Source organism: Clostridium sp. (assembly GCF_016650095.1).
Lineage (GTDB): Bacteria > Bacillota > Clostridia > Clostridiales > Clostridiaceae > Clostridium_AD.
On the sequence record NZ_JAENWL010000002.1, the window covers coordinates 1 to 23,745 of the forward strand.

Consider the following 23,745-nt stretch of genomic DNA (forward strand, 5'->3'; position numbering starts at 1 on the left):
AACTAATCTTTTGTTAATATTACTATAGATACCACTATGACAATACTTCCAATTATAATCCTAGTTGATATTGGCTCTCCAAAAATAAGTATTCCTAGTATAAGCCCAACAATGGGCTCAAGAGTACTAAAAATTGTAGCCTTAGATGGCCCTACTATTCTAACCCCTTCTAAAAATGCCATTAAAGCCACAACTGTTGATATGAATGCCAATAATAAAATGGCCACAAGTGCATAAAAATGAATATGCATATTAAAATTGTTAGTAGTAATTGCAGCTATTAACATCACAACAGCAGATGCACATGAAATATAAAAAGTTAAAACATAACTGTTGATGACTTTAATCTCTTTGAGAGACGCACCTAGAACATATAATGAATATAGTACTGCTGCAGTACCTGCGAGCATTATTCCATTTAAATTAAAGCTAACACTTCCCATATCAATTAAAATATAAATCCCTACTAAAGACATAACTAAAGAAATAATTTTTCTAGCATACATTTTTTCTTTATAAAACACAAATGATAACAAAGTAACAATAGCAGGATGCATATATAAAATCATGCTAGACATACCAATACTTATATAATTGTATGAACTAAATACACATAAAGAAGTAAGTGTATATCCAAACATGCCTATTATTAATACTAAAACCAATTGCCTTCTAGTTAATTTAATTGATATACCTTTAGTTTTGAGATAATAAAGAAGCATAATCGCTGCAAAAAAGAACCTAAGAAATAGGGTGGTATAGGTATTTGCGCCTCCTATATATGATAGTTTTGCTAGTATTGGCATAATACCAAAAGCAGTAGCAGATAAAATAATATATAAAATTCCTTTTGTTTTTTCCATAGTATAATCCTCCTTGTTATCAGGGACATTCAAGTAAATAACAAGTCAGATACTAGTTTATTTCGCGACATACGACCTCTGCAGAATCTGCTGATAGTATAACTATCAACAGAACCTGCCTCCTAGTCTTTCGCGAAATATCCGTCGCATCTTTGACTTGTTATTTATTTTCATGCCCCTTATATAAAACATCTGAAAATAATTATCAATATAATAACTACTGAAATTGTACCACCTTTCTGGAAATATTACATCATTTTATATGAACTAGTAAATTATGGAGCTAATATTTAACTGTTAGCTCTATTATTAAATAAGGCCCTACGATTGCATCCGCAACCGTAGGGCCTTACAAAAGAACTTTAAAAGCACATTTTACTTACCATTATAAGCATTATCCCAAGTGTTTAAAAACACAAAATCCTTTATATCTTTTTTATCGTTATGCTCCTTGCTTTCAGCAATTTCTCCAATAGGTGTCATGGCAACTACTTTGTAATTTTGTGGAATGGACAAGGTTTTTTTAATAATATCCTCGTCAATTGCAGCAATCCAACAAGTTCCATATCCCTCATTAGTAGCTGATAAAACAAAATGCTCCATAGCTATGGCACTATCCACTAAATAGAACTCTTTGTTTTCTACTTCCCCAGAAGCACCTGGGTCTGCTACTACAACTGCAGTCATTGGTGAATCAATTATTGACTGTGCTGCTGAATTATCCTTATTCATTATAGCTTTAGAAATTTGTTCTAGTTCCCTTTTTTCATCAACTAGAATAAATCTGTAAGAAGTATTATTTTTCCATGAAGGCGACATCATAGCCGCATTAATCATTCGAGCTAATTTTTCTCTATCTATTGGGGTATTATTAAATTTTTTAATACTTTTTCTTGTTTGGACTACATCGTAAAATTCCATATAATCACGCTCCTTCATTTTTAGTATGCGTAATTATTTCTTAAATAATGTACTTATCTTTTTATAATTTTCTTTTTAAATATATCCCACAAATACGTACATTCTTCAATTTTTAAAAGGTATGTTAGAGCGAAATATAATAGTATTCCTACAGTCGCACATAGAAGTAACATCATTAAGTTTACAATAAAAGTTGAAGCCATATTGATTATAAATATCTTTTTAATAAAGTACACTACAACTCCCATAATAATAGATGCTATAGAAATTTTTCCTACAGTTTTAAGAATAGATCTAAAATTGATTCCCTTAAATTTCTTATTCATCTGAATTAGCAACATTACGGTGATAATTACAGAGGAAATAGATGAGGATAGTGTTAGTCCAGGCACTGACATATACCTATATAAAACTGCACTAAAAACAATGTTTGTTATTACTCCCACCACGCTATAAACCATTGGTGTTTTGGTGTCCTTTGCAGAGTAAAATGCTCTATTTAATATGTCTCGAACCCCATAAGCTATCATAGTTGGTGAATAGAATATTAATGCTGTAGAAACTAAGTTAACATCACTTACTGTAAATTTACCTCTTAAAAATAATACACTAATTATTGGTTTTCTTAATATAACAATTGCAAGTGCTGCTGGTATCATAACTAAATTTATTATATTAATTGATTTAACGAATGATTTCTTATACTCAGCATGATTATTTTGAACTATTAAGGTAGACAGTATTGGATATACTATCATAGAAACTGCTACCGCAAAAACTTCGTATGTAAGCAGTGTTACTTTATTTGCAGCTTCAAGAATTGAAGCTGCTCCTTCATATAAGCCCATTGCAAAGGATCTATTTATAAATAAATTAAATTGCATGGTTGCTGTGCTTATTATTATGGGAATCATTAATAAAAACATCTTCTGGAGGTCCTTATTCTTAAGGTTCACTTCTAATTTATACCTGTATCCTAGCTTTTTAAACTTTGGAACATTAATTATGAATTGCACAAAAAAAGCTAGTACCGTTGTAATTGCAAAGCCTGTAAGACCAAATTTATCAACAAATAAGCTTAAATAAATTATATATATTAAGCTTGCAGATGCTGCCATAGCAGCCGGAATAGAGAATTCTTTGTGAGCTTGAAGTGTTCCTGCCACAATACCTTGAAGAGTTAAAAATAACACTGATAAGAACATTATCCTAAGTATTTTCACGGTTTGGGCAAATATAATCGGGTCCTTAGATAAATCGTTTGCAAAAAAATACACTATATAATAGGAACATAATATACCAATCCCAGTGATAATTACGGTTAATATCATGGAAACATTAGTCACGTTATTTACAAAACTATTTCGCTCATCTAATTCTTTTGTCTCAATATATTCCGTTAGAATGGGTATTATAGTAGTACTGAGTCCATATCCTAAACTAGTAAATAGAAATACTACACCAAAACACCATACATATATATCTGTTGAATAAGATGTTCCGAATTTAGCAAACATTAAGCTATCGCGTACAATAGCTAGCATCTTTCCAATTATTACAAATAAAATTACAATCATTGAACTTTTTAAAACTTTGTTATCTCTCATGGTACACTCCATTTTTTATAAATTTTAATAATCTATTTATTAATTTTTAATATGCTTTTATAAATTTCATAATAATTATCCCGAAAATTTTCTATAGTAAAATTATTTACAATAATCTTATATAAATTTTCACCTTTTACATTTAAATTACTCTTATCTAAATAAGCCTCTTTCATAGCTTTGTAAATATCTTCATTATTTTGGCTTTTTATTTTATAACCGCTATTTTCATCCAATATACACTCTAAGTCGCCTACCACAGTATAAATTAACGATTTCTTTACAATTCCTGATTCTAAAACTGTGAGTGGTGGTGCTCCTCCCTCACTTAAAGAAGCCAAAACACTAACATTAGAAGCGTTTATATAGTCTATTGGATTAGTTACATTACCGGCCATAGTAATATTATTCTCAAGTTTTAATTTTACTATTAACGCCTCTAGTTCTGGCCGTAGCTCTCCATCACCAACTAAAAGCAATTTCACATCTTGAAACTCAAAAGTTAACTTTCTAAAGGCAAGTATAACTTCTTTATGATTTTTTATAGGATGAAATCTTGCAACCATAGCAAATACAAAATCCTGTTCTTTTATTCCAAAATTATTTCTTATTTCTTCTGCTGATGTTATAATATTATTTTTTTTAATATCTATACCATTATTTACAACTGATTTGGTTCCTTGAATTTTTTTTTCTTCTAATAGACACTTCAGGTTATTTGATACGCAAATATAATTATTAAAGCTCTTTAGACCCTTGATACTCAGAGGAGTAAAAATAAAATATTTTAATTTATTATTTAAAAAATCATATCTAAAATCACTGTGAACTACTGCTACTGAAGGCACCGTTAATTTACTTTTTAAAATCAAATGCATGAGGAAGGGTTTTGCTCCATGGAAATTTACTATACTTATTGAGTTGTTATTTATAAATTCCAGAAGCTCAATGCTATTAAGCTTCTTTGTAAAAAGTTTATAGCTAACATCCATAGTTTTAGCTTTTGAGTAAAGTGGGCCTTCACCCAAACAACCAATTACATTTTCAAAATTTTTATTGTCTTTGTTACATATGTTTAATACGTGGTTTCCACCACCACCATTATCATTGCCAGATATTATATGCAAAACTTTAATGTGGATCCCCTCCTTGTGCTTCCCTGTTGTAAATAACAACAGATTTATTTTAACAATTATTTACGTTTATACTTTTCCTTAATAACCATTAAAATAAATTCAGGTATAGATGATAATCTTTTAAGTCTAAAAGGTTCTTTTGCAACTCTATATAACCATTCTAGTCCCAATTTTATCATCCACTTAGGTGCACGTTTAAGATTCCCAGCTATGATATCAAAACTTCCTCCAACTCCCATAAATATACTGCAAGGAAGTCTGTCCATGTATTTTGCTATAAACATTTCTTGCCTTGGACATCCCATTGCAACAAATAAAACACTTGGGCTAACTTTTTCTATTTCCTTTAATATTTCTTCACAATTATCCATTTCGAAATATCCATCATGACTCCCTAAAATATTTAATTTTCGATATTTAGTTCGTAAATTAATATTGCACATATCCACTGTTTCCTTTGTAGATCCTAACAAATATATTCCTTTGTTTTCTTTTTCACATTTTTTCACAATACTGTCCATAAGCTCTACTCCAGCAATTTTTTCTTTAACCGGCCTACCTACAATTTTAGCACATATTACCGTACTAATTCCATCCGGAATAATTATAGCATTTTTACTAGTTATACTATCCAATAATACATTGTTTTGTAATCCAGTGAGAAGTACTTCTGGATTTCCGGAAACAATATGTACTTTTTTAAAATTGTTTATACTTCTAAGCAATTCTTCCATATTATCATTAAAAATTTCATATTGCAAAATTCTTGTTGTCATAAAACCCCTCCAATAATTTGCATTTTATAGATACCTATATTCACTTTAATGAATTAAGTCCCTAAAGTGACTTATTAATAAGCTCCTTCTTTTTTAAATACAGATATTACTGTTAAGAAGAGTATTTTTATGTCTAAAAGGACTGAAAAGTCCACAATGTATTTCAGATCATAAGAAACCGTTTTTCCTAGTTCAATTTCTCCTCTTCCACTAATCTGTGCAAGTCCAGTGATTCCTGGCAAAACTAGAAGTCTTTGCTTATAACTTTCTGGATAATACTGTACTACCTCTGGTATTTCAGGCCTAGGACCTACAAGGCTCATTTGTCCAAACAGAACATTAAAAAGTTGAGGAATTTCATCTAAGCTGCTGCTCCTTAAAAAGTTACCCACCTTAGTTACTCTGCTGTCTGACTTACTTTGAAATACGAAATTCTCTAAATCATTCGGGTCTATATTAAGTTCTCTTTTACTTTCAGCTTGAACTATCATAGTTCTAAATTTATATATTGTAAAATTTTCTCCATTTTTACCAACTCTTATTTGTTTAAAAAGAGCAGGTCCTTTTGAGTCTAACTTTATTGCAAATATCAATATTAGATATAATGGACTTAAAATTATTATACCTATGAAAGACAGAACTATATCCATAAGCCGCTTTATAACAAAACTAATTTTTTTATTTTTTATACATTTATTTACATCTATTTGAATAATATTTTTTTGCATATTTACTCCTACCTTTTACCTTAATAAAATATAATACTATTTGATTAAGGTTATTAATTAAATAGTTTGATTATCTTTAATGTTTAATAAAGCCTCTACTGTAGCTAACAAAAACCAAAAATAAGTTGTTGCTTTAGGAACAAAAAATAAGTTATCCGATATATTCATAAATAGAAAAGCAATCATACTCGCCATTACACCCATATAAAATGGTTTATGAAACTTATCTATAGTGGTACTATACAATCTCTTAATTCTAAGTAGCGCAATAGTTATTATTCCTAAAAATGAAACTATTCCTATTATTCCTAATTCACTTTGCACTTTTAAATATGAATTATGGGCTGGATAATCTTGATACTCAAAATATTTTAATTCCTTATACTTACTTACATATTCATTATATCTAGTAGCGTAATTTCCATTACCAACACCTAGAATAGGATGTTCCTTTATCATCATAATAGCCGTTTTCCATAGTTTAAGCCGTGATTCATTTTGCAAAGCATTAGGAATATCTTTTGCTCTATCTAAGACTGAAGGTATAAACATTAATACAGTGCCAGTTAAACCAAAAGGTATTATTAATTTCCAGCTGTACACAACGCATAAAATAATAGCACCAAGAGCAAACCCTAATTGTGCATTTCTAGAATAAGTCATAAATAGATTTACAATTAATAATATTGAAATAATTGTATATATGGCCCTATATTTTAATCTTTTTTCATAAATAGATAACATTATGACTGGAAAAATAATCAAGATAAGGTAGGCTGCATAGGCATTAGGATTATACATCGTAGCAGCAATTTTAATTACCGTATATCCTGATGAATATGCCACAATAAATTTTTCATCAAGGCCCCATATTGTAAAATGTTGTATGATTCCGAAAATGCTTAAAAGTAAAGAAGTAAAAATGTAACATTTAAGTAATGTTGTTATAGCTTCTTTAGTATTAAATTCATATTTAATTATAAAATATATAAATAAATATGTTAAATATCTAAGGCTTTCTGTTAAAGCCAATGACTTATCTGTTGCATACACCGTTGATACAAGCATTATCCCAAATAGAATTGCCATTAAAATACTCAATTTATTTGTAAAAAAGTCAATAATTCCACTGATAAAACGCTTTCTTATATCCCTGCGAAGAACTATACCAAAAATATACGAAATTATTAATATTCCTAACATAATATCTGTAATAGGTAAATCTTTATACTTAGTTCCTTCTTGAATTAGTGGCATTATTACTATATATATGCACATAAAATAAAGTAGGAGTCCACCTTTATCCTTCACTCTTATCACCTCTCTTATACATACTAGGATATTAATGCTTTTATTGTAATTCCATTAATATTTTCTCAAGTTTCCTTGTAATAGTATCTCTATTATAATTTTCTTTAACATATCGTCTTCCATTTTCACCTAGTTTTCCTCTAAGTTCTTTATCATTATATAGTTTAATTACCGCTTCTGCAATATCTTCTGAATTTTCAGGTTCTACCACTATCCCTGCCTGTGCATTGTTAATTAATCTTTCCGCCTCACCCTTTACTGCCATGATAATAGGAACTTCAGAACATAGTGTCTCAAACATTTTAGAAGGTAAAGCGCCCTCAAATAGCTGTAATTTTCTGAGTGGTATAATAGCAGCATCCATAGATGCAACTATTTTAGGCATATTAACCTTAGGTTGCAATGGCACAAAAGTTACATTTGTTAATTTTTTTTCTTTCACCATATTTATAAGATCTTGCTTTTCTGGTCCATCACCTACAAATACAAATTGAATATCTTTTATATCTTTTACAATATCTGCAGCATTAATTATAACTTTCAAGCCTTGAGCAATTCCATGTATACCTGCGTAGCATAATGAAAATTTATCTTCTATTCCTATTTCCCGTCTAAAGTCTTCATCTCGCTTTTCTTTTTTGAATAGTTCTGTATTTACACCATTAGTTATTAGATGCACCTTATTTTTGTCAAAACCCCTACCAACAATATCATCGAGAATTCCTTGAGTTTGACATGTAACTGCTGAAGCTTTCCTATAGCAGAACTCTTCAAGCCATACAGACAATTTTATAAATAATTTATTATTTAACACTCCTAGCTTCACAGCCGATTCAGGCCATAAATCTGATATATTGAAAATAAATTTAGCTTTCTTAAGTTTAGATAATATATACCCTGACCATCCTAAAAATAGCGGAGGTGATTCTGTAATAATAAAATCTTGCCGTTCTATATATTTATACCCTTGAAACACTGATGAAAAAGTAAAGGATAAATAATTTCTTAATCGTTTAGTAAAACTTTTAGATTTTGTAGCATAAATGCTGGTTCTTACTATTTTTATTCCTTCAATTTCTTCAAGAAATACCTTTTTACCTTTGTACCCATCAAATATTTCACCTTTTGGATAATTTGGTAATGCCGTTAATATAGTAACTTCATGGCCCAATTGTTTTAACCCTTTAGCAAACTCAAATATTCTATTTTGGGGAGCACCCACCTCAGGTGGACAATATTGAGTTAAAAATAAAATTCTCATGTTTTCACCTCTCCACTACTTGTTTATAATATCTAGTATTTTCTCTGCTGCATGACCATCACCGAAGATATTTTCTTGATCTTTTTCAGGCTTGAAACTAACTATACCATTTAATATTTTTTTCTTATCAGTTCCTACAACTATGTTCCAACCATTTTCCACTGTTTCTACCCATTCAGTCTCATCTCTCATTGTTACACAAGGCTTCTTCATAAAGAATGCTTCTTTTTGAACTCCACCACTATCAGTTAATATCTTTTTACAATGCAGTTCAAGACTAATCATATCCAAATATCCAACTGGTTCAATTATTTTTATGTGATTTTTAAATTTAAATTTATAATCATCCATATACTTTTTTGTTCTAGGATGCAATGGTAATACTATTTTTTCTCCACTTTCGTTCAAAGCATCAATGATGTTTTTCAGCCTATTAATATCATTAGTATTTTCTGCTCTATGTATTGTTGTTAATATGAATTCTTCATGATTCAAATTTAGGTGATCCATAATAGTAGATTTTTCTTTAGATACCTTAGAAAAGTTAATTGTAGCATCATACATTACATCACCTACATTGTACACTCCATTAGTTAATCCTTCATTTTTTAAATTTGCAACTGCCGATGGTGTTGGTACAAATAAATATTTTGATAGGTGGTCTGTTAGTATTCTATTCTGTTCCTCAGGCATATTCATATTAAAGCTTCTAAGTCCAGCCTCAACATGAGCTACAGGAATCAATAATTTGCTTGCACATAAAGCTCCTGCCAATGTTGAATTTGTATCTCCATAAACTAAAACCATATCTGGCTTTTCTTTTAAATAAATCTCTTCTAACTCTATAAGCATAGCACCAGTTTGTTTTCCATGCCCACCTGAACCTACCCCCAAATTATATTTAGGTTTTGGAATTTTAAGCTCTTCGAAAAACACTCTCGACATATTTTCATCGTAATGTTGACCAGTATGAACTAAAATTTCTTCATGCTGCTGTCTTATAATATTTGACACTGCCGCAGCTTTTATAAATTGCGGTCTTGCTCCAATAACGGTTAATAGTTTCATAAAATCCGCTCCTCACTTATTTACAATTAATGTTATTAACATATAAAAAGTTAATTTTTGATTTTTAAGTTTGCTCCAATAACCGCTGTGTACACTTCCATGAGCTTTTTGGAAACATACTCAGGTGAAAATTTTTGTTTTATATCTGCAGATATCTCCCGCCTATCAAATTCAATGCTGTTTTTGTACATATACTTCATCACACTTACTAGTGCCTCAAGATCATCAACTGGGATCATACGTCCATTCTTTTCATTAACAAATACCTCTGGGCCACCACACTTAGTAGCTATGACGGGAACCCCTGATGCTAATGCTTCAATATAAGCCACACCAAAGGTTTCAGCACGTGAAGCTAAGACAAAACAATCGCTACTCTTTAGTTTCTCTTTTATAACTGTCCTCGCACAAACCCCCATAAGCACAATTCTGCCCTCTAAGTGGTACTTCTTTATAATACTTTCCATTTTAGACCTTTCAACACCTTCTCCAAATATGGTCAATGTAACATCTGGAAAATCACAAAAAGCTATAGAAAATGCTTCAATAGTCAAATCCATCCTTTTCCCATAAACTAAATTTCCTATTGATACAAAGTTAAATGTTTTTCTTTTCCCTGCTGTTGTATACGTAAATAAGTCTGTATCAACAATATTAGGAACATAAAGCGCTTTTATATTAAATTTTTCCTTTATGACATTTACTAATGTTGGACTTACTCCAATGACAACATCTGCCTGTACATATAATGATTTTGCAATGTTAAATAGTGGTTTCTCTATTACAGGCTTCATTATAAGCGATGAGTGTTCAGTTATAACAAGAGGTACATTAATTTGTTGCTTCAGTGTCAAAGCTACATAACCTATATCAGTGAAATGTGCATGTAACATATCTGGTTTTCCCAATTCTTTTAATATAAGTTTATACAGAATGCTCAGACTTATACTAGTCACTTTGTGCAAAATTGCTTCCGGTAGTCTACCACCTGGAATGTTTATTACATAAACATTAACGCCATCTACTTCATGCCGCTGCACACCCCATTTACGCCACCGTCTTATGGACCTAACATCAACTGCAGCAAAAACCACTTTGCAACCTGCTTTAGCTAGAGCTTTAGCCTGGTCAAATTCAAATATACCGTTCATCTTATATTTATTTGTCGGATATCCACGTGATATGATCATGACATACATTAAATTATGCTCCTCTCATATTGGATCTATGTCAATAGTATAGACAAAAATCCACTATCCCATCTTATTTTTTATATATCATCCACATTAATTTTCTCAATTAAAGAACCTTCTTTATTTTTAAGTTCTACAATTGTAAATATCAGCCATATAATTAATGTTCCTGTAATTACACCTTTATGATCAAATTCAATTCCTGTTAGCACAGAATAAATCATATATATTATAATTGATGTAAAAACGCCTCTATTTTCATCGTAATTTTGAAAAATAACCTTTATTCTATTTATAATTATAATAAAGAATAAAATAGAACATACAAATCCAAACTCTACCGCAATTTGAAGCCACAAATTATGTGCGTTTTCCATAGCATAATTTGCAATAGGTGCCTTTATTCTAAACGATTGTGGAAAGGTTAAGTATGCATCCATAGCAAATTTTTTATATAAGTCAGCGAAAGTTGCACCGCCTGCACCAAATGGATATTTAATTACGATTTTGATACTTGCAACAATTGCTTGTAATCTTGCCATCATTGACTCATTTTTGAAAAAAGCAGCATTTATTTCACCTCTATGTAGTATAAATACAACGAGCCACCTTGATGAAAGTAAAAAAGCTATTCCTAAGAAATATACAATTTTCTTATATTTTTGACTTATTAACATAATAAAAGTCACTATAAGAAATGAAATCCACGCGCCTCTACTAAATGTAATAGTTAATGACACCATATATATAAGTAAAGAACCATATACAAATGTTTTCTCTTTTTTATTAAGTTTTCTATATAAAATTAATTCTAAAACTAATGGTACAACCAGAAGTAATATGCCTGCAAATATATTTACATTATGATATCCAAAAGTTATAAGATTTCTATGAATCCTAATTTCTCCTAATGACAAATGGTTCATAAATACTTGTGTAAATCCATAAAAGCATGTTAAATCTAAACTTAATATCAGTGCATAGTAAATGTTTTTTATATCAACATTTTTAAAATTAACTAAAGTGGTTAACATAAACATAACAGGAACTAAAACAGATATAAATGTGCTGCTTAAGCTTGTCATTATATGCTCTGAGAATATATTGCTATTAATTGCTAATAAAACAAAAATCAGAATCATAATTAAAAATTTGCTACTAAGTGATTCTTTATTATACAATTTTTCTTTAACAAATTTACCGATTTTCTTTATATTTAATATAAACATTATAGTAATGTAAATACTTTCGTAGGATACTTTTATAAATAATATATCGAAATAAACAATCTTTCTAGCCGTAACAAATATTGGCAAACACAGAATAAATAAAAATATAGATTTTTTCATATCATAAAATGCACAATATAATGCAAGCAATAGCATTACAGTCGCAATTGACGCCATTCCAGAATCTTTTATACCAATTTTTTTTACTAAAAACATAAAAACAACTATAGCTACTATAATCATGCTACATAAAAGTATATAATTTTTCTTTAAATTTTCTTTAATATTCATAATTTCTCCTTACGTCTTAAACTTCTTAAACACAATTATTTTTCCATAAATTTACTAACATCTAAAGAATAATTATCTACCATAGTTTTGGTATACCCTTCAAAATTCTTGTTGAGTTTCTTTATAACATCTTCTACCTTTTGCTGCCCACTAATAGCATCGTAGAATAATTGTTTTGTAACTCCTTGATCGTAATTTATGGAAATACTAGCATCAAATAGCTCGTTTTTAAAATTAGCCTTATTGTTATATTCTTTATATATATCATTTTTTTGAATAGCGTTTTCCATGAAAATTGGAAGTGCTTTATTAGAAGCTAATAATTGGTTATTTATTTCTTTATCTAAAAATAAATCAAAAACTTTTTTGATAGCTTCTTTGTTCTTATCTGCATTGTCTACATTTTTATTTACTACAAGAGCAGTAGAATTCTCTGTAAAATAATAATTTTGTGAATCTTTTATATCTATCTTCGGTAGTTCAGATATACCAATAGAAAAATTAAGAGGCATAATATTATCAAAATAGTTCTTGTCTTCAAAAGTACTGATGATCATAGCTGTCTTTTGCGCCGCAAAATCTCTTCTTAAGTCTAATCTGTTATTATTCATAAAATCTTTATCTATTAAACCTAATGAATACATCTTACTATAAATGTTTAAAATATCCTTTGAATAGTCAAAATTATACTTTCCATTTTTATAATCCCAAAAAGTTGTATAAATACTTCCTTTATTTACACTCATTTCACCAATAGAAGTTTTGAGTTCTCCATAAGTACAAGCAGGAAATTCAAAAGGTATAACATTTGGATAAGCTTTTTTGATTTTTATTGCATAATCTAAAACTTCATCAAATGTTTTAGGTTGTGATTCTGGATCTATTCCCGCCCCTTTTAACATTTCTTTGTTCCATACAAACTTAACATTATTACCTAATATTTTTACCCCCATTGGTTTTTTCTCATAATATAACAAATTTTCTTTACCAATTTTATCGATATCTAATCCGAACTGTTCCATATCCATTAAGCTCTCATATCTATATAATTCATAATATCCATATTGAAAAATATCGGGTTTATCCGTTGAAGCTAAAGCAGTTCTTAATAAATTAAAGTAGTCATCATTTTCCATTCTAAAAGCTATATAGATATTATCTTTATTTTCTTCATTATATCTTTCTATCTGATTTATTCTAGCCTCTGCCTCAGGCGAGTTTTTTAACCAAACACTTACTACATATTTACCTTTAGTTAAATCATTTTCATCCATTATTTTAGCTTCTTGTACTAATTTAAATCTATATGCATATGACATTGCTACAAAAACTATCACAAGTAGTATATAGACTTTATACTTTAAAGGAAATTTCTTCAAAAATATCATCCTCTTTCTTATTTTAAATCATCACTTACAGTGATGCACTATTTACGTATTATCTTTTTTTTAGTGCTTTAAAAGATAATATAAACTCCAACTCCTTAACCTTCAAAATTGCGAGGGAAAGTGTATAGCATATAGCCCCTATTACAGTGACTATAAGTATTTTTGCTGCTAATAAAACAGTACTGTCTCTAGGAATAATTATATTTACACCTTTGTTCGATATTGTTACTACTATCATCATAAAAATGCCCGCAATTAGCGATTTAATAAATACCGTTTCAATTTTTCTAAATTTAATATTTTTCAACTTAAATTTAAGTTCTACAGCCATAATTATTGCCATAATAGTTACCGAAATTGTACTTGCAAGCGCCAAACCAACAACTCCATATTTAGGTGCTAATAATACTATTAATATAATATTTAAAATTATTAAAACGAATCCATTAATCATTGGAGTTACAGTATTTCTTGTAGAATAAAATACTTTACTTAAAATATCGATTAATGAATATCCCAAACCTGAAAAGGCTAAATATTTCAAACATAATGCTGTACTTACGGTTGCAGCGGTATCAAACTTTCCATGCCCCAGTGTTAATTTTACTATTGGTGTACTTAATGCTGCGAGTCCGAATACAAGGGGCACGGCAATAAGAATTACTACATTTACAGATTTGATAAATAAATTTTTAAAACCCTCGTGGTCATTTTGTGCAAATCTCTCCGTAAGCATAGGATAAAATACTGTTGTTATCGATACAATAAAAACTTGACTTATTAAGGTACTTAGCTTGCTTGCGTAATCTACAACAGATATACTACCGGCCCCCAGTCTTGATGCATAATCACTAGCCACTATTACATTTATTTGATTTACTGCGGTGCTTATCAAAGTAGGTATTGCAAGCTTAAGCATTCCCCTTACATTTTCATCTTTTAAATTAATATACATTTTATATTTATAGTTTGGCATAAATGGTCTCTGTATCATCATTTGTGCAACAGAGCTTATAAGAAACGCAATTACTGCTGCAATAATACCATACTTGTAGAACACTAAAATCCCCACAATAACCACAATACTTGAAACTATTCCAGTAAGTGCAGGTTGAAGAAATATACCATAGGATTGTAAATATCCTGTATATAACCCACTTAACGCAAGGAAAATAATAGATGGCATAGCTATTTTGGTCATAAACACAGTTTTAGCTATTGCCTCACTATTAAATCCACTAGCCATTGTTTGTGTTAGTTCTGTTGAGAAAACTATTCCCAGTAAAGTCAAAATAAAACATAATACAAAAAGAATATTCAAGATATTATTAAAGAATTCATTAGCTTCCTTAATATCATCCTTTACTTTTGAAAAAGCGGGTATAAAACTGGTGGTAAGGGCTGCACCTACACATCCATAAAATATATAGGGTATACGTGTTGCTGTTTTAAATATATCAGATTCTATACTTGCTCCAAACTGAGCTGCAATTATAAACTCTCTAACAGTACCTATCAATTTGCTCAGAATAAGGATCATAGCAATCATGGCACTATATTTAGCTACATTTTTTATCTTAGTACTCATTTAATTTACCTCACTATCAGCTCTCAAAATCTGAAAGAACTGCTCCAATTGTTCCTTTTGTTTTTCATATCTAGCAGTTAAATCTTTAGCTAGCACAAATCTTCCACCTTTTTCATTTACATAATCTAGTATTTTCTCATACATTACTTTATATTCATTATCATAAATTACTCTTTGATGCCATAATACAGACGAAGTTCCTCCATAAAGTATTACCTCATCTATAATTTTCTTAATGCTATACCATTTATCCTCAAAGGTAATTTGTCTTTCCATAATTATACCATCCATTATCACTAGCGGAACCTCAAAAATTGGTATTATTGCATCACTATCTATATTATAGGGTATAAATGCTTGTGTGGTACTCGCTCTAAATCCATTTATATCTGAGTATCCTAAAGTAGAGTCACACTGTATACCTGAGTTATTTAACACTTCCCAGGTAACCGGAACATTAAATCTAAGCCAATGATTTTTGCCACTTATTATTTTAGTATTAGTAAAATTTTCTATAAATACAATTTCATCCTTAATCTTTTTCTCGTCATTATATGAAAAAAAGTTAACATGTAACCCTATATCAAAGTGAGGGTCATTTATAAGCAATCCTATCTCTTTTTTTATACTGCTCAATTCATACCTTTTACCTAGTCTATGCTTCATTCCTACAATAAAATAAAACTCTGATTTTGCATTTTTTTGTTTTTCAATTTTTATATAGTTTTTTATTTGCAAATGTCTATTATACAATATGTCAAATATTAGTGTTTTAGCGTTTTTAATGAAGGGAGCTTTTCTTAATAACATTTGTTTGCAATTATGTAATAGTACATATCTGTTTTTACTGTTAATATTGTCCACGTCATGATTTAGGAATATTTCAAATTGTCTTTTCTTTAACCTCAAATCCTCATTGAAATACTTGATAGCTTCATATAGTATATGTGAATTAACATCAAAAAAAGGTATATCTATCTTTTCTACTCTATTACTATACTTACCAATAAATCTTTCCATTGAATCTTTTTTAGGTATTTCATACTCTTCTTTGCAAGATAATAAATAAAATGATAACATTATTATATCAAAGGTAAATGTAACGTTGCCATCATTTATATAAAAGGGCATTTCTATATTGTCTTTAAAAGACATGAATGTTTTACTCATGTATTTATAGAAAAATATTTTTTTTTCATCGGAACAAATTCTCTCATAAGGTATATATATATTTCCTGATTGTTTAGGTTTAATTCCATAATATATATTCACACTATTGTCTAATGACTTAAATGAAACTTTTATCTCTTCATCATAATCTTTTGTAATATAATATATTGTATATAAAATTTTACGACTATCTTTATTTTCTTTATCTATTATAAAATTTATCATACTTTACACCTTTAGAACTTTTCTTATAATATTTTTATTTTTCCGGAGTAATTTATAAGTTACGGCAAATATAAAACTACTTTTGTTCACATTATGTATTATCTTTTGGTAACCACCAAATTTTCTAAAATATTTTTCTATGTTTTTTATACTAGAACCCTCAAAATCAAATCCTTTTGAAACTTGCGCAGCAAACTTAATGCTTTCCCATAATAATAGGGTTTGCACACCACTTTTTCTATATATAGGGTCACTTCCCCCAATAAGATAATAAGCACATTTTGAGTCATACACTATATAATTAGCTGCTAAAATATTATTATTATCATCTATTCCGAAAAGTATCTTCCTGCAGTTTTTTGCTTTCAACTTCTCATCCATATTCCTTAAAAATTCGAAAGAGTATGGCATCTCCATACCTTGCCTTTTAAAGGTTTTTTTATTTATCTCATAAAATTGCTCTATGCTTAGGTCTGATACTACTTTTATATTGTTTTTCACTGCTTTATTTATTGAATATTTCACATCATATTGGAAATTCGAATATATTTTATCTAAATCTTGTAAATCTTCAATTACATATGTATAACTAATAGCTGTGCTATATCCTTCCCAAATAAAAGGTAAAAAGTTTGTAAAATTGTAACTAAAGTTATAATCAAACAGCCTACAGTGCTGTAGTTTTTCAATAAGTGATACTATTATTGATGTTTCTTTTGATAGCACCGTTGAATACTTAGCTTTACTAGAGGATTTAGGTAATAAAATACCTAATTGTGGGGTTAATTTAGGATTTCTATATAACTCACCACGTGTATATGGTAAAGCAATACCGCCAATAAATTGATTGTTTTCTTCAACAACTAAAATCTTAAACTGAACACAAACAGCTTTTAACCATTGTATTTTACTAAATAAAGTTCCTTGAGGAGACTCATCCACAAAGTTATCCCATTTATAAAATTCTTCTTCATTGATATATCTGACACTAAAATTAGCCATTTTATTCACTCCATGTATTATTTTCCATACGGAAATTTAGAAATAGTAACTCCAAAACAATACTTCAATTATTTTTTCTTATTATTATCTTGGAGAATGTCTTTATATAAGTTAATTAAATTTATTTTTTCAGTTTCCCAAGAAAACGTAGTTTCAACTATCTTTCTATTATTTAATCCCATCTGCTTTGTATTCTCAATATTTTTTACTAAATCTTTCACTTTTTCTGCAATTTCTTCAGGTTTCTTAGGGTTTACAAATATAGCACTTTTCGCAAATACAACCATCCAATAGGGGAAATCAGACATCAAAATTGGAATTCCACATGCCATATATTCAAATGCTTTTACTGGTGAACTTTTTATATGATTAAGAGTTGGATAGAGTGTACAAAGTCCTAAATCCACACTTTTCATGTATGAATAAACTTCATTTACTGGCTTAAAACCTAGATATTTTGTATATCTCCATCCTTCTAGTCTCTCACATTCACTTTTATATTCAGGATCATCCCACTTACCTAAAATCAATAATTCTACTTCCCCATTTAAATAATTAACTGCTTGTATCAATTCCCTTATACCTCTTATTTCAGTAAGTCCTCCTGCATAAAGCATAGTAAATTTTTCGCGTTCTACTGCTAACTGCTTGCTTTCATCTATTATAGCCATAGACGGTAAATTCCTTAATAACATAGTTCTTTTATTCATATTAAATTTCTCAACTATATCCATAGTAACGGTTACCACACCATCAAAATATCTACAAATCCATTTTTCAAAAGCATTAAATAATTTAGATACTATCCTTCTAAAAAAAAGGTTGCCAAGCCAATCTTTATTCAAAATTTGTGCTGGTACATCCTCATGTACATCATATATTACTTTTTTTCCTAATAATTTTAATCTAAGTCCTAAAAAAAGTATTTCTGGATCATGAAAATGATATACCTCAGCGTTTACTTCTTTTGCTTTTTTAAACGCAATTCTATTTTTAAATACAAATCTATATAAACGACCACATTTCTCTGGAAGTGGAATAATATGAACGCCATCTATATCTTCTTCCTTGCCATGAGTGGCTATTAAATATACATCATATCCTTCTGTTGCAAGTGTTTTACATTCTTTGTGAAAAATTCTAACATCAGCTGATGAATGAACTGTAGTAATATGACATACTTTTATAGCCATACTTAAATCCTCCATAATCCTTTAATAAAACCCTACTATTTACTCAAAAATAATTTATTAGCATCTTTAATACTCCTAATTAATTTACTTTTAATCATTTCATAGCTATCTATATTAAAGTAATCTTTTCTAAATTTTTCAAATAATATTTTAGTTTGATTATCATTTATAACATTTATTAATTCTTCAGCGGAATTTACAAAACATACACGATATTCTTTTAACTCTTCTACGTTTGTCCATCCTGAAAACTTCACCACAAATGTTGGAATATTACATACCATAGCTTCATAATGACAAGTTGAAAAACAGGACAAATGTACTTTACTTTTTCTCAAACAAGTATAAATAGTTCCCGTTGTCTCAAAACTCACTCTAGAATTTGCTATAATATCTTTATATAATTCCTTATATTCCATAATCTCATTTGGATGTAACTTTATTAAAATTCTAGTATTATAATCCAATTCTAATAATTCTTTTATAAAATAACACCACTGCTTAGAATATACAGCACCTTGAGTCGTAATTAAAAAATCAAATTTCACTTCTTCTTTACTGGCGATATTTTCCATAAGTTGTTCATATAGATACGGATACCCATATTCAACAATATTTAATTTGATTTTAGGATTTATTTTTATAATAACATCCTTAAAGTGAGCTCCAAAAACACAAAAATAATCTGGTATGGGATCTCTGTCTCTAATTTTATCATTTAAAACATATCCGTAGTGCTTATCGCTTATTAATCCATGCTGAAATTCAACTACCTTTATATTTAGTATCTTTGCAGCATATATAAAAATAATATGACTAGGACTATAAAAACACTGCATATATAGTACCTTAGGTTTTACTTTTTTTAATATATTTAGTGCGTATTTATATCCTTTTAGTAGCACTGATGTATTTTCCAATACTATGTGTGTAATAGGTATATCAATCTTGTATTTTTCTAAAATATAAGATTGAACTTGATCGAATGTGTCTTGTATATGTTTTACTTCACTTTTGTTAATGAAAAGATAATAAAACCTACGATATAGTAAATTTAATAACGAAAGATTTGATAAGTTATAACTATTCTTAGTATATCTATTAGTCCTGTATCCCTCGCCACTTAGCGTCTCTAGAATACCATAGGACAAAGAATCATATTTCCCAATATAATCAAATATGTGATCAAACCCGTTGTCCCTTCTAGATGCCGTATCTGATAAACACAAAATGTCTAATTGCTTATATTTGTTTCCTTTAATATTAATACTTTTTATATATTTTAAAGCTGTAAAATATCTTTTTAGTTTTGATATTACATTTGTCTCGTTACAATTTGGATCTTTTAGTCTTAATATATCTATAGTTTCAAATATTTTTCTCCTAGATACCCACCAAATATAAAATCCTCTAATCTCTATATCAAACAACTTAAATCGTTCTTCAATATCTTTCATAATATCAGTTGTTTGTATCATTTTTTTACTCCTTCGTCAAAATTTCACTTCCTTTATTGTCATATAGCAACTCCTATTTTACAACACATAGTTAACGTATGCAACTTAAATTTTCCTGTTGATTTATCTCTTAATTTGATTTTCTATAATTACTTTACAGACCTTTTTAATATCTTCTAATTGCAAGCCAACAGAGCTTGGTAAGTTAATACCTTTTTCATATAATTCCTTTGTAATACTTAAGTCACCATGTCTGTATTCTTTATATGGAGGCATATCATGTATAGGCATAAAGAAAGTTCTTGCTTCTATTTTTTCTTCATTTAATTTTTGTATAAGAGCATCACGAGTTATGCCATACTCTTCTTCAACTAAAATTGAGTAAAGCCAAAAACAATTTTCTACATTCTGTTTTTCTACAGGTAATGTAATTCCTTTAACCTTGCCTAACAATTCATTATAATAAATTGCATTCTCTCTTTTAATCTTTAAATAGTCTCCAATATTTTCAAGTTGAGCTACTCCAAAAGCAGCAAGAAGATTTGGCATTCTGAAATTATATCCTACCTCTGGATGGTAGAAAGCTTTATTTTCAGTAACTACTTTTGCTTGAGTAGATAAGAATTTTGCCCTGGTACCAAACTCTAGATTGTTAGTTACAAGCATTCCACCTGCTCCAGTAGTTATAATTTTATTTCCATTAAAGCTAAAACAACCAATATGCCCTATAGTGCCAACCATGTTGCCTTTGTAAATTGATCCTAGTGCTTCGGTTGCATCTTCTATAACATATAAATTATGTTTTTGAGCTATTTCCATTACCCTATCCATATCCGCAGGATGACCATAAATATGTACTGGCATTATTGCCTTTGTTTTAGGTGTTATTAATTCTTCTATCTTTTCTGCATCCATAACAAATGTATCTCTACATACATCTACAAATATAGGGGTTGCACCTACGTATTTTAAAGTGTTTATTGGTGATATAAATGTTAAAGATGGAACTATAACTTCATCATCTTTCCCTATTCCTAATGTCAATAACGCTAACTGAAGAGCTGCCGTACCATTATTTGTAACTACTGCACTTTTACTACCTACATATTCACTAAATCTTTCTTCAAATAAATTAACATAACTTCCTACTGAAGATACCCAATTAGTATCTATGCAGTCTTTAACATATTTCAATTCATTACCTCTTATTTCTGGTATACATAATGGTATCATAATATAAACCTCCTGCTTTTATTAAACATTATTCGTTTTTTAAACGTTATATATGTCTGTTTTAAAATATTGCATATTATTTTTTATCCACTCAACTGTTGCGCAAAGACCACTATCTATAGTGTAATTTGGCTTCCAACCTGTTAATTCTTTTATTTTGGTATTATCAGCCCATAATCTGTTAACTTCACTGTTTTCCGGTCTTATTCGCTCATCATCGCAAAGAATCTTTACATCCTTATCTATTATGTTTACTATTTTTTTAACTGTGTCCCCTATTGTTATCTCATAGTTTGAACCGGCATTTATAACTTCACCAATAGTTCTCTCACTTTCTGCTACCTTTATAAATGCTTCGGCAGTATCTTTAACAAAATTAAAGTCTCTAGTTGGAGTTAAACTTCCAAGCTTGATTTCTGTTTTTCCTGCGAGTATCTGTGATATTATTGTTGGAATTACAGCTCTTGCTGATTGTCTTGGTCCATATGTATTAAATGGTCTTATAGTAGCTATAGGCATATTAAAACTTTTATAGTAACTTTCTGCCATCTTGTCTGCTCCTATTTTTGATGCTGAATATGGCGATTGACCCTGCATTGGATGTTTTTCATCAATTGGTACATAAAGTGCTGTGCCATAAGTTTCAGACGTTGAGGTATGCACAATTTTTTCAACCCCATATTCTCTACATGCTTCTAAAACATTAGTAGTACCTTCTATATTTGTTCTTACATATGCCATAGGTGATAAATAAGAATACGGAATTGCAATAAGTGCCGCTAGATGAAATACTACTTCTTGCCCCTTTAGAATTCTTTTCATCCCATCATACTCTCTTATGTCCCCAGTAACAACTTTAATGCTTTCGCGAGTTTTCTTATCGAATGTATCAATCCATCCCCAATTATTAAAAGAATTATATTGAGCGAGGGCTGTAACATCTGCACCAAGTTCCACTAATCTTTCCGTTAAATGACTTCCTATAAATCCTTCTGCCCCTGTAATTAAAACTTTTTTGCCTTGCCAATTCATTGCATCTACTCCCTTTTTATACTTTAAAAAACTTGTGAATATCCCTGTTGGCCTTTGTATAATCTTCAATTTGTCCTATATCCTTCCAATATTCTGTTATCTCATATATACCAGGTTTATCTTCATTATTAATTACATCTTCTATTAAATCAGTCATATTATAAACTTCGCCTTGCTGTATATATTTTATAACTTCAGGATTAAGAGCATATACTCCGCCATTTATATGAAATTTATATGTAGGCTTTTCTTCTAAAGACTCTATAATCATATTATCAGTAACTAATACACCATAAGGAACATTAATTTCATAATTTCTAACGCCAACAGTTACATTAAACTTATTTTCAATGTGATGATTTAAAAATTTATCAAAATCAATTCCAGTTAGTATATCTCCATTTATAACAATAAAAGGTTGATTTAATTTTTCGTTTGCTAAGGCTATTGAGCCTGCTGTACCCAGTCTTTTAGTTTCCTTAATGTATTCTATATTTACGCCGAATTCTATTCCAGTTTTAAAATATTCCTCTATTATTTCTCCTTTATAATTAAGAGAAATAATAAAGTTTCTAAAACCATATTCTTTAAATTGTTCAATTATAAGCTCCAATATAGGTTTATCCCCAATTGTTAGCATAGGTTTAGGTACTGTTTCGGTTAAGGGCCTTAATCTAGTTCCCAGTCCACCCGCTAAAATAAAGATAATGTTATCCTTTTTATCATAAGAAATTATATCATCTAGAAAATATAAATCTATAAGTTTTTTATTTTTATCAATAACAGGTACTTGTCTTATCTTATTGCTTAGCATATACTCTTTCGCTTTCTTTTTACTATACTCTTCTGTAACAAATTTAAATCTTTTAAAGTATGTGCTCTCAATACCATCATATATACTTAGCCCTTTAAGAATAGCCCGTCTAATATCACCATCAGTAATAGTTCCCACGAGTTCATTGTTTTCATTTACAACTAGTGCTCCTCCGGTTAAATTTTTATTTATAACCACCATTGCTTCTTTTATTGTAGAATTTTCTCCTATACAATAATTATCAATTGGAAATTTCATA

At 29.3% G+C, this 23,745-nt stretch carries 20 protein-coding genes; all 20 read right to left on the bottom strand.

What is annotated here, in order from left to right; translation table 11 throughout:
- Positions 1 to 2 precede the first annotated feature (2 nt).
- A complete protein-coding gene (locus tag JJE11_RS00370; protein WP_291632260.1) occupies positions 3 to 863 on the bottom strand; it encodes an EamA family transporter in 861 nt (286 codons plus the stop codon).
- 375 nt (positions 864 to 1,238) lie between these two features.
- Positions 1,239 to 1,784, bottom strand: coding sequence for a nitroreductase family protein (locus JJE11_RS00375; protein ID WP_291632261.1), 546 nt, complete (start codon positions 1,782 to 1,784; stop codon positions 1,239 to 1,241).
- A 53-nt stretch (positions 1,785 to 1,837) separates the two neighbouring features.
- Positions 1,838 to 3,391 carry a murein biosynthesis integral membrane protein MurJ gene (gene murJ / locus JJE11_RS00380; protein WP_291632262.1) on the bottom strand — a complete coding sequence of 518 codons (1,554 nt, stop codon included), beginning with the start codon at positions 3,389 to 3,391 and terminating at the stop codon, positions 1,838 to 1,840.
- 32 nt (positions 3,392 to 3,423) lie between these two features.
- Positions 3,424 to 4,518 carry a glycosyltransferase gene (locus JJE11_RS00385; protein WP_291632263.1) on the bottom strand — a complete coding sequence of 365 codons (1,095 nt, stop codon included), beginning with the start codon at positions 4,516 to 4,518 and terminating at the stop codon, positions 3,424 to 3,426.
- 65 nt (positions 4,519 to 4,583) lie between these two features.
- Positions 4,584 to 5,303 (bottom strand): WecB/TagA/CpsF family glycosyltransferase, encoded by a 720-nt coding sequence (locus tag JJE11_RS00390; RefSeq protein ID WP_291632264.1) that lies wholly within the window; start codon positions 5,301 to 5,303, stop codon positions 4,584 to 4,586.
- A 74-nt stretch (positions 5,304 to 5,377) separates the two neighbouring features.
- Complete coding sequence (locus JJE11_RS00395; protein ID WP_291632265.1) at positions 5,378 to 6,031, bottom strand: sugar transferase; 654 nt, start codon at positions 6,029 to 6,031, stop codon at positions 5,378 to 5,380.
- Between the two features lie 57 nt (positions 6,032 to 6,088).
- Positions 6,089 to 7,342, bottom strand: coding sequence for an O-antigen ligase family protein (locus JJE11_RS00400; protein WP_291632266.1), 1,254 nt, complete (start codon positions 7,340 to 7,342; stop codon positions 6,089 to 6,091).
- Positions 7,343 to 7,382: 40 nt separating this feature from the next.
- Positions 7,383 to 8,603, bottom strand: a complete 1,221-nt coding sequence (locus JJE11_RS00405; protein WP_291632267.1) for a glycosyltransferase family 4 protein — start codon at positions 8,601 to 8,603, stop codon at positions 7,383 to 7,385.
- 15 nt (positions 8,604 to 8,618) lie between these two features.
- Entirely contained in the window at positions 8,619 to 9,671 is a 1,053-nt protein-coding gene (wecB, locus tag JJE11_RS00410; protein ID WP_291632268.1) for a non-hydrolyzing UDP-N-acetylglucosamine 2-epimerase, read from the bottom strand.
- A 50-nt stretch (positions 9,672 to 9,721) separates the two neighbouring features.
- Entirely contained in the window at positions 9,722 to 10,870 is a 1,149-nt protein-coding gene (locus tag JJE11_RS00415; RefSeq protein WP_291632269.1) for a glycosyltransferase, read from the bottom strand.
- A gap of 71 nt (positions 10,871 to 10,941) precedes the next feature.
- Positions 10,942 to 12,384, bottom strand: coding sequence for an O-antigen ligase (locus JJE11_RS00420; RefSeq protein ID WP_291632270.1), 1,443 nt, complete (start codon positions 12,382 to 12,384; stop codon positions 10,942 to 10,944).
- A 35-nt stretch (positions 12,385 to 12,419) separates the two neighbouring features.
- Positions 12,420 to 13,763 carry an ABC transporter substrate-binding protein gene (locus tag JJE11_RS00425; RefSeq protein ID WP_291632271.1) on the bottom strand — a complete coding sequence of 448 codons (1,344 nt, stop codon included), beginning with the start codon at positions 13,761 to 13,763 and terminating at the stop codon, positions 12,420 to 12,422.
- Between the two features lie 58 nt (positions 13,764 to 13,821).
- Positions 13,822 to 15,360: a murein biosynthesis integral membrane protein MurJ gene (gene murJ, locus JJE11_RS00430; protein WP_291632272.1), complete on the bottom strand. Its 1,539-nt coding sequence runs from the start codon at positions 15,358 to 15,360 to the stop codon at positions 13,822 to 13,824.
- On the bottom strand, positions 15,361 to 16,755 hold the full coding sequence (locus JJE11_RS00435; RefSeq protein WP_291632273.1) for a hypothetical protein: 1,395 nt from the start codon (positions 16,753 to 16,755) through the stop codon (positions 15,361 to 15,363).
- Between the two features lie 3 nt (positions 16,756 to 16,758).
- Positions 16,759 to 17,757, bottom strand: coding sequence for a GNAT family N-acetyltransferase (locus tag JJE11_RS00440; protein WP_291632274.1), 999 nt, complete (start codon positions 17,755 to 17,757; stop codon positions 16,759 to 16,761).
- 68 nt (positions 17,758 to 17,825) lie between these two features.
- A complete protein-coding gene (locus JJE11_RS00445) occupies positions 17,826 to 18,950 on the bottom strand; it encodes a glycosyltransferase (RefSeq protein WP_291632275.1) in 1,125 nt (374 codons plus the stop codon).
- 35 nt (positions 18,951 to 18,985) lie between these two features.
- Positions 18,986 to 20,428 carry a capsule biosynthesis protein gene (locus JJE11_RS00450; RefSeq protein ID WP_291632276.1) on the bottom strand — a complete coding sequence of 481 codons (1,443 nt, stop codon included), beginning with the start codon at positions 20,426 to 20,428 and terminating at the stop codon, positions 18,986 to 18,988.
- 102 nt (positions 20,429 to 20,530) lie between these two features.
- Complete coding sequence (locus JJE11_RS00455) at positions 20,531 to 21,640, bottom strand: LegC family aminotransferase (protein ID WP_291632277.1); 1,110 nt, start codon at positions 21,638 to 21,640, stop codon at positions 20,531 to 20,533.
- A gap of 39 nt (positions 21,641 to 21,679) precedes the next feature.
- Complete coding sequence (locus JJE11_RS00460; protein WP_291632297.1) at positions 21,680 to 22,672, bottom strand: NAD-dependent 4,6-dehydratase LegB; 993 nt, start codon at positions 22,670 to 22,672, stop codon at positions 21,680 to 21,682.
- Positions 22,673 to 22,688: 16 nt separating this feature from the next.
- Positions 22,689 to 23,744, bottom strand: a complete 1,056-nt coding sequence (locus JJE11_RS00465) for a nucleotidyltransferase family protein (protein ID WP_291632278.1) — start codon at positions 23,742 to 23,744, stop codon at positions 22,689 to 22,691.
- Position 23,745: the final 1 nt, after the last annotated feature.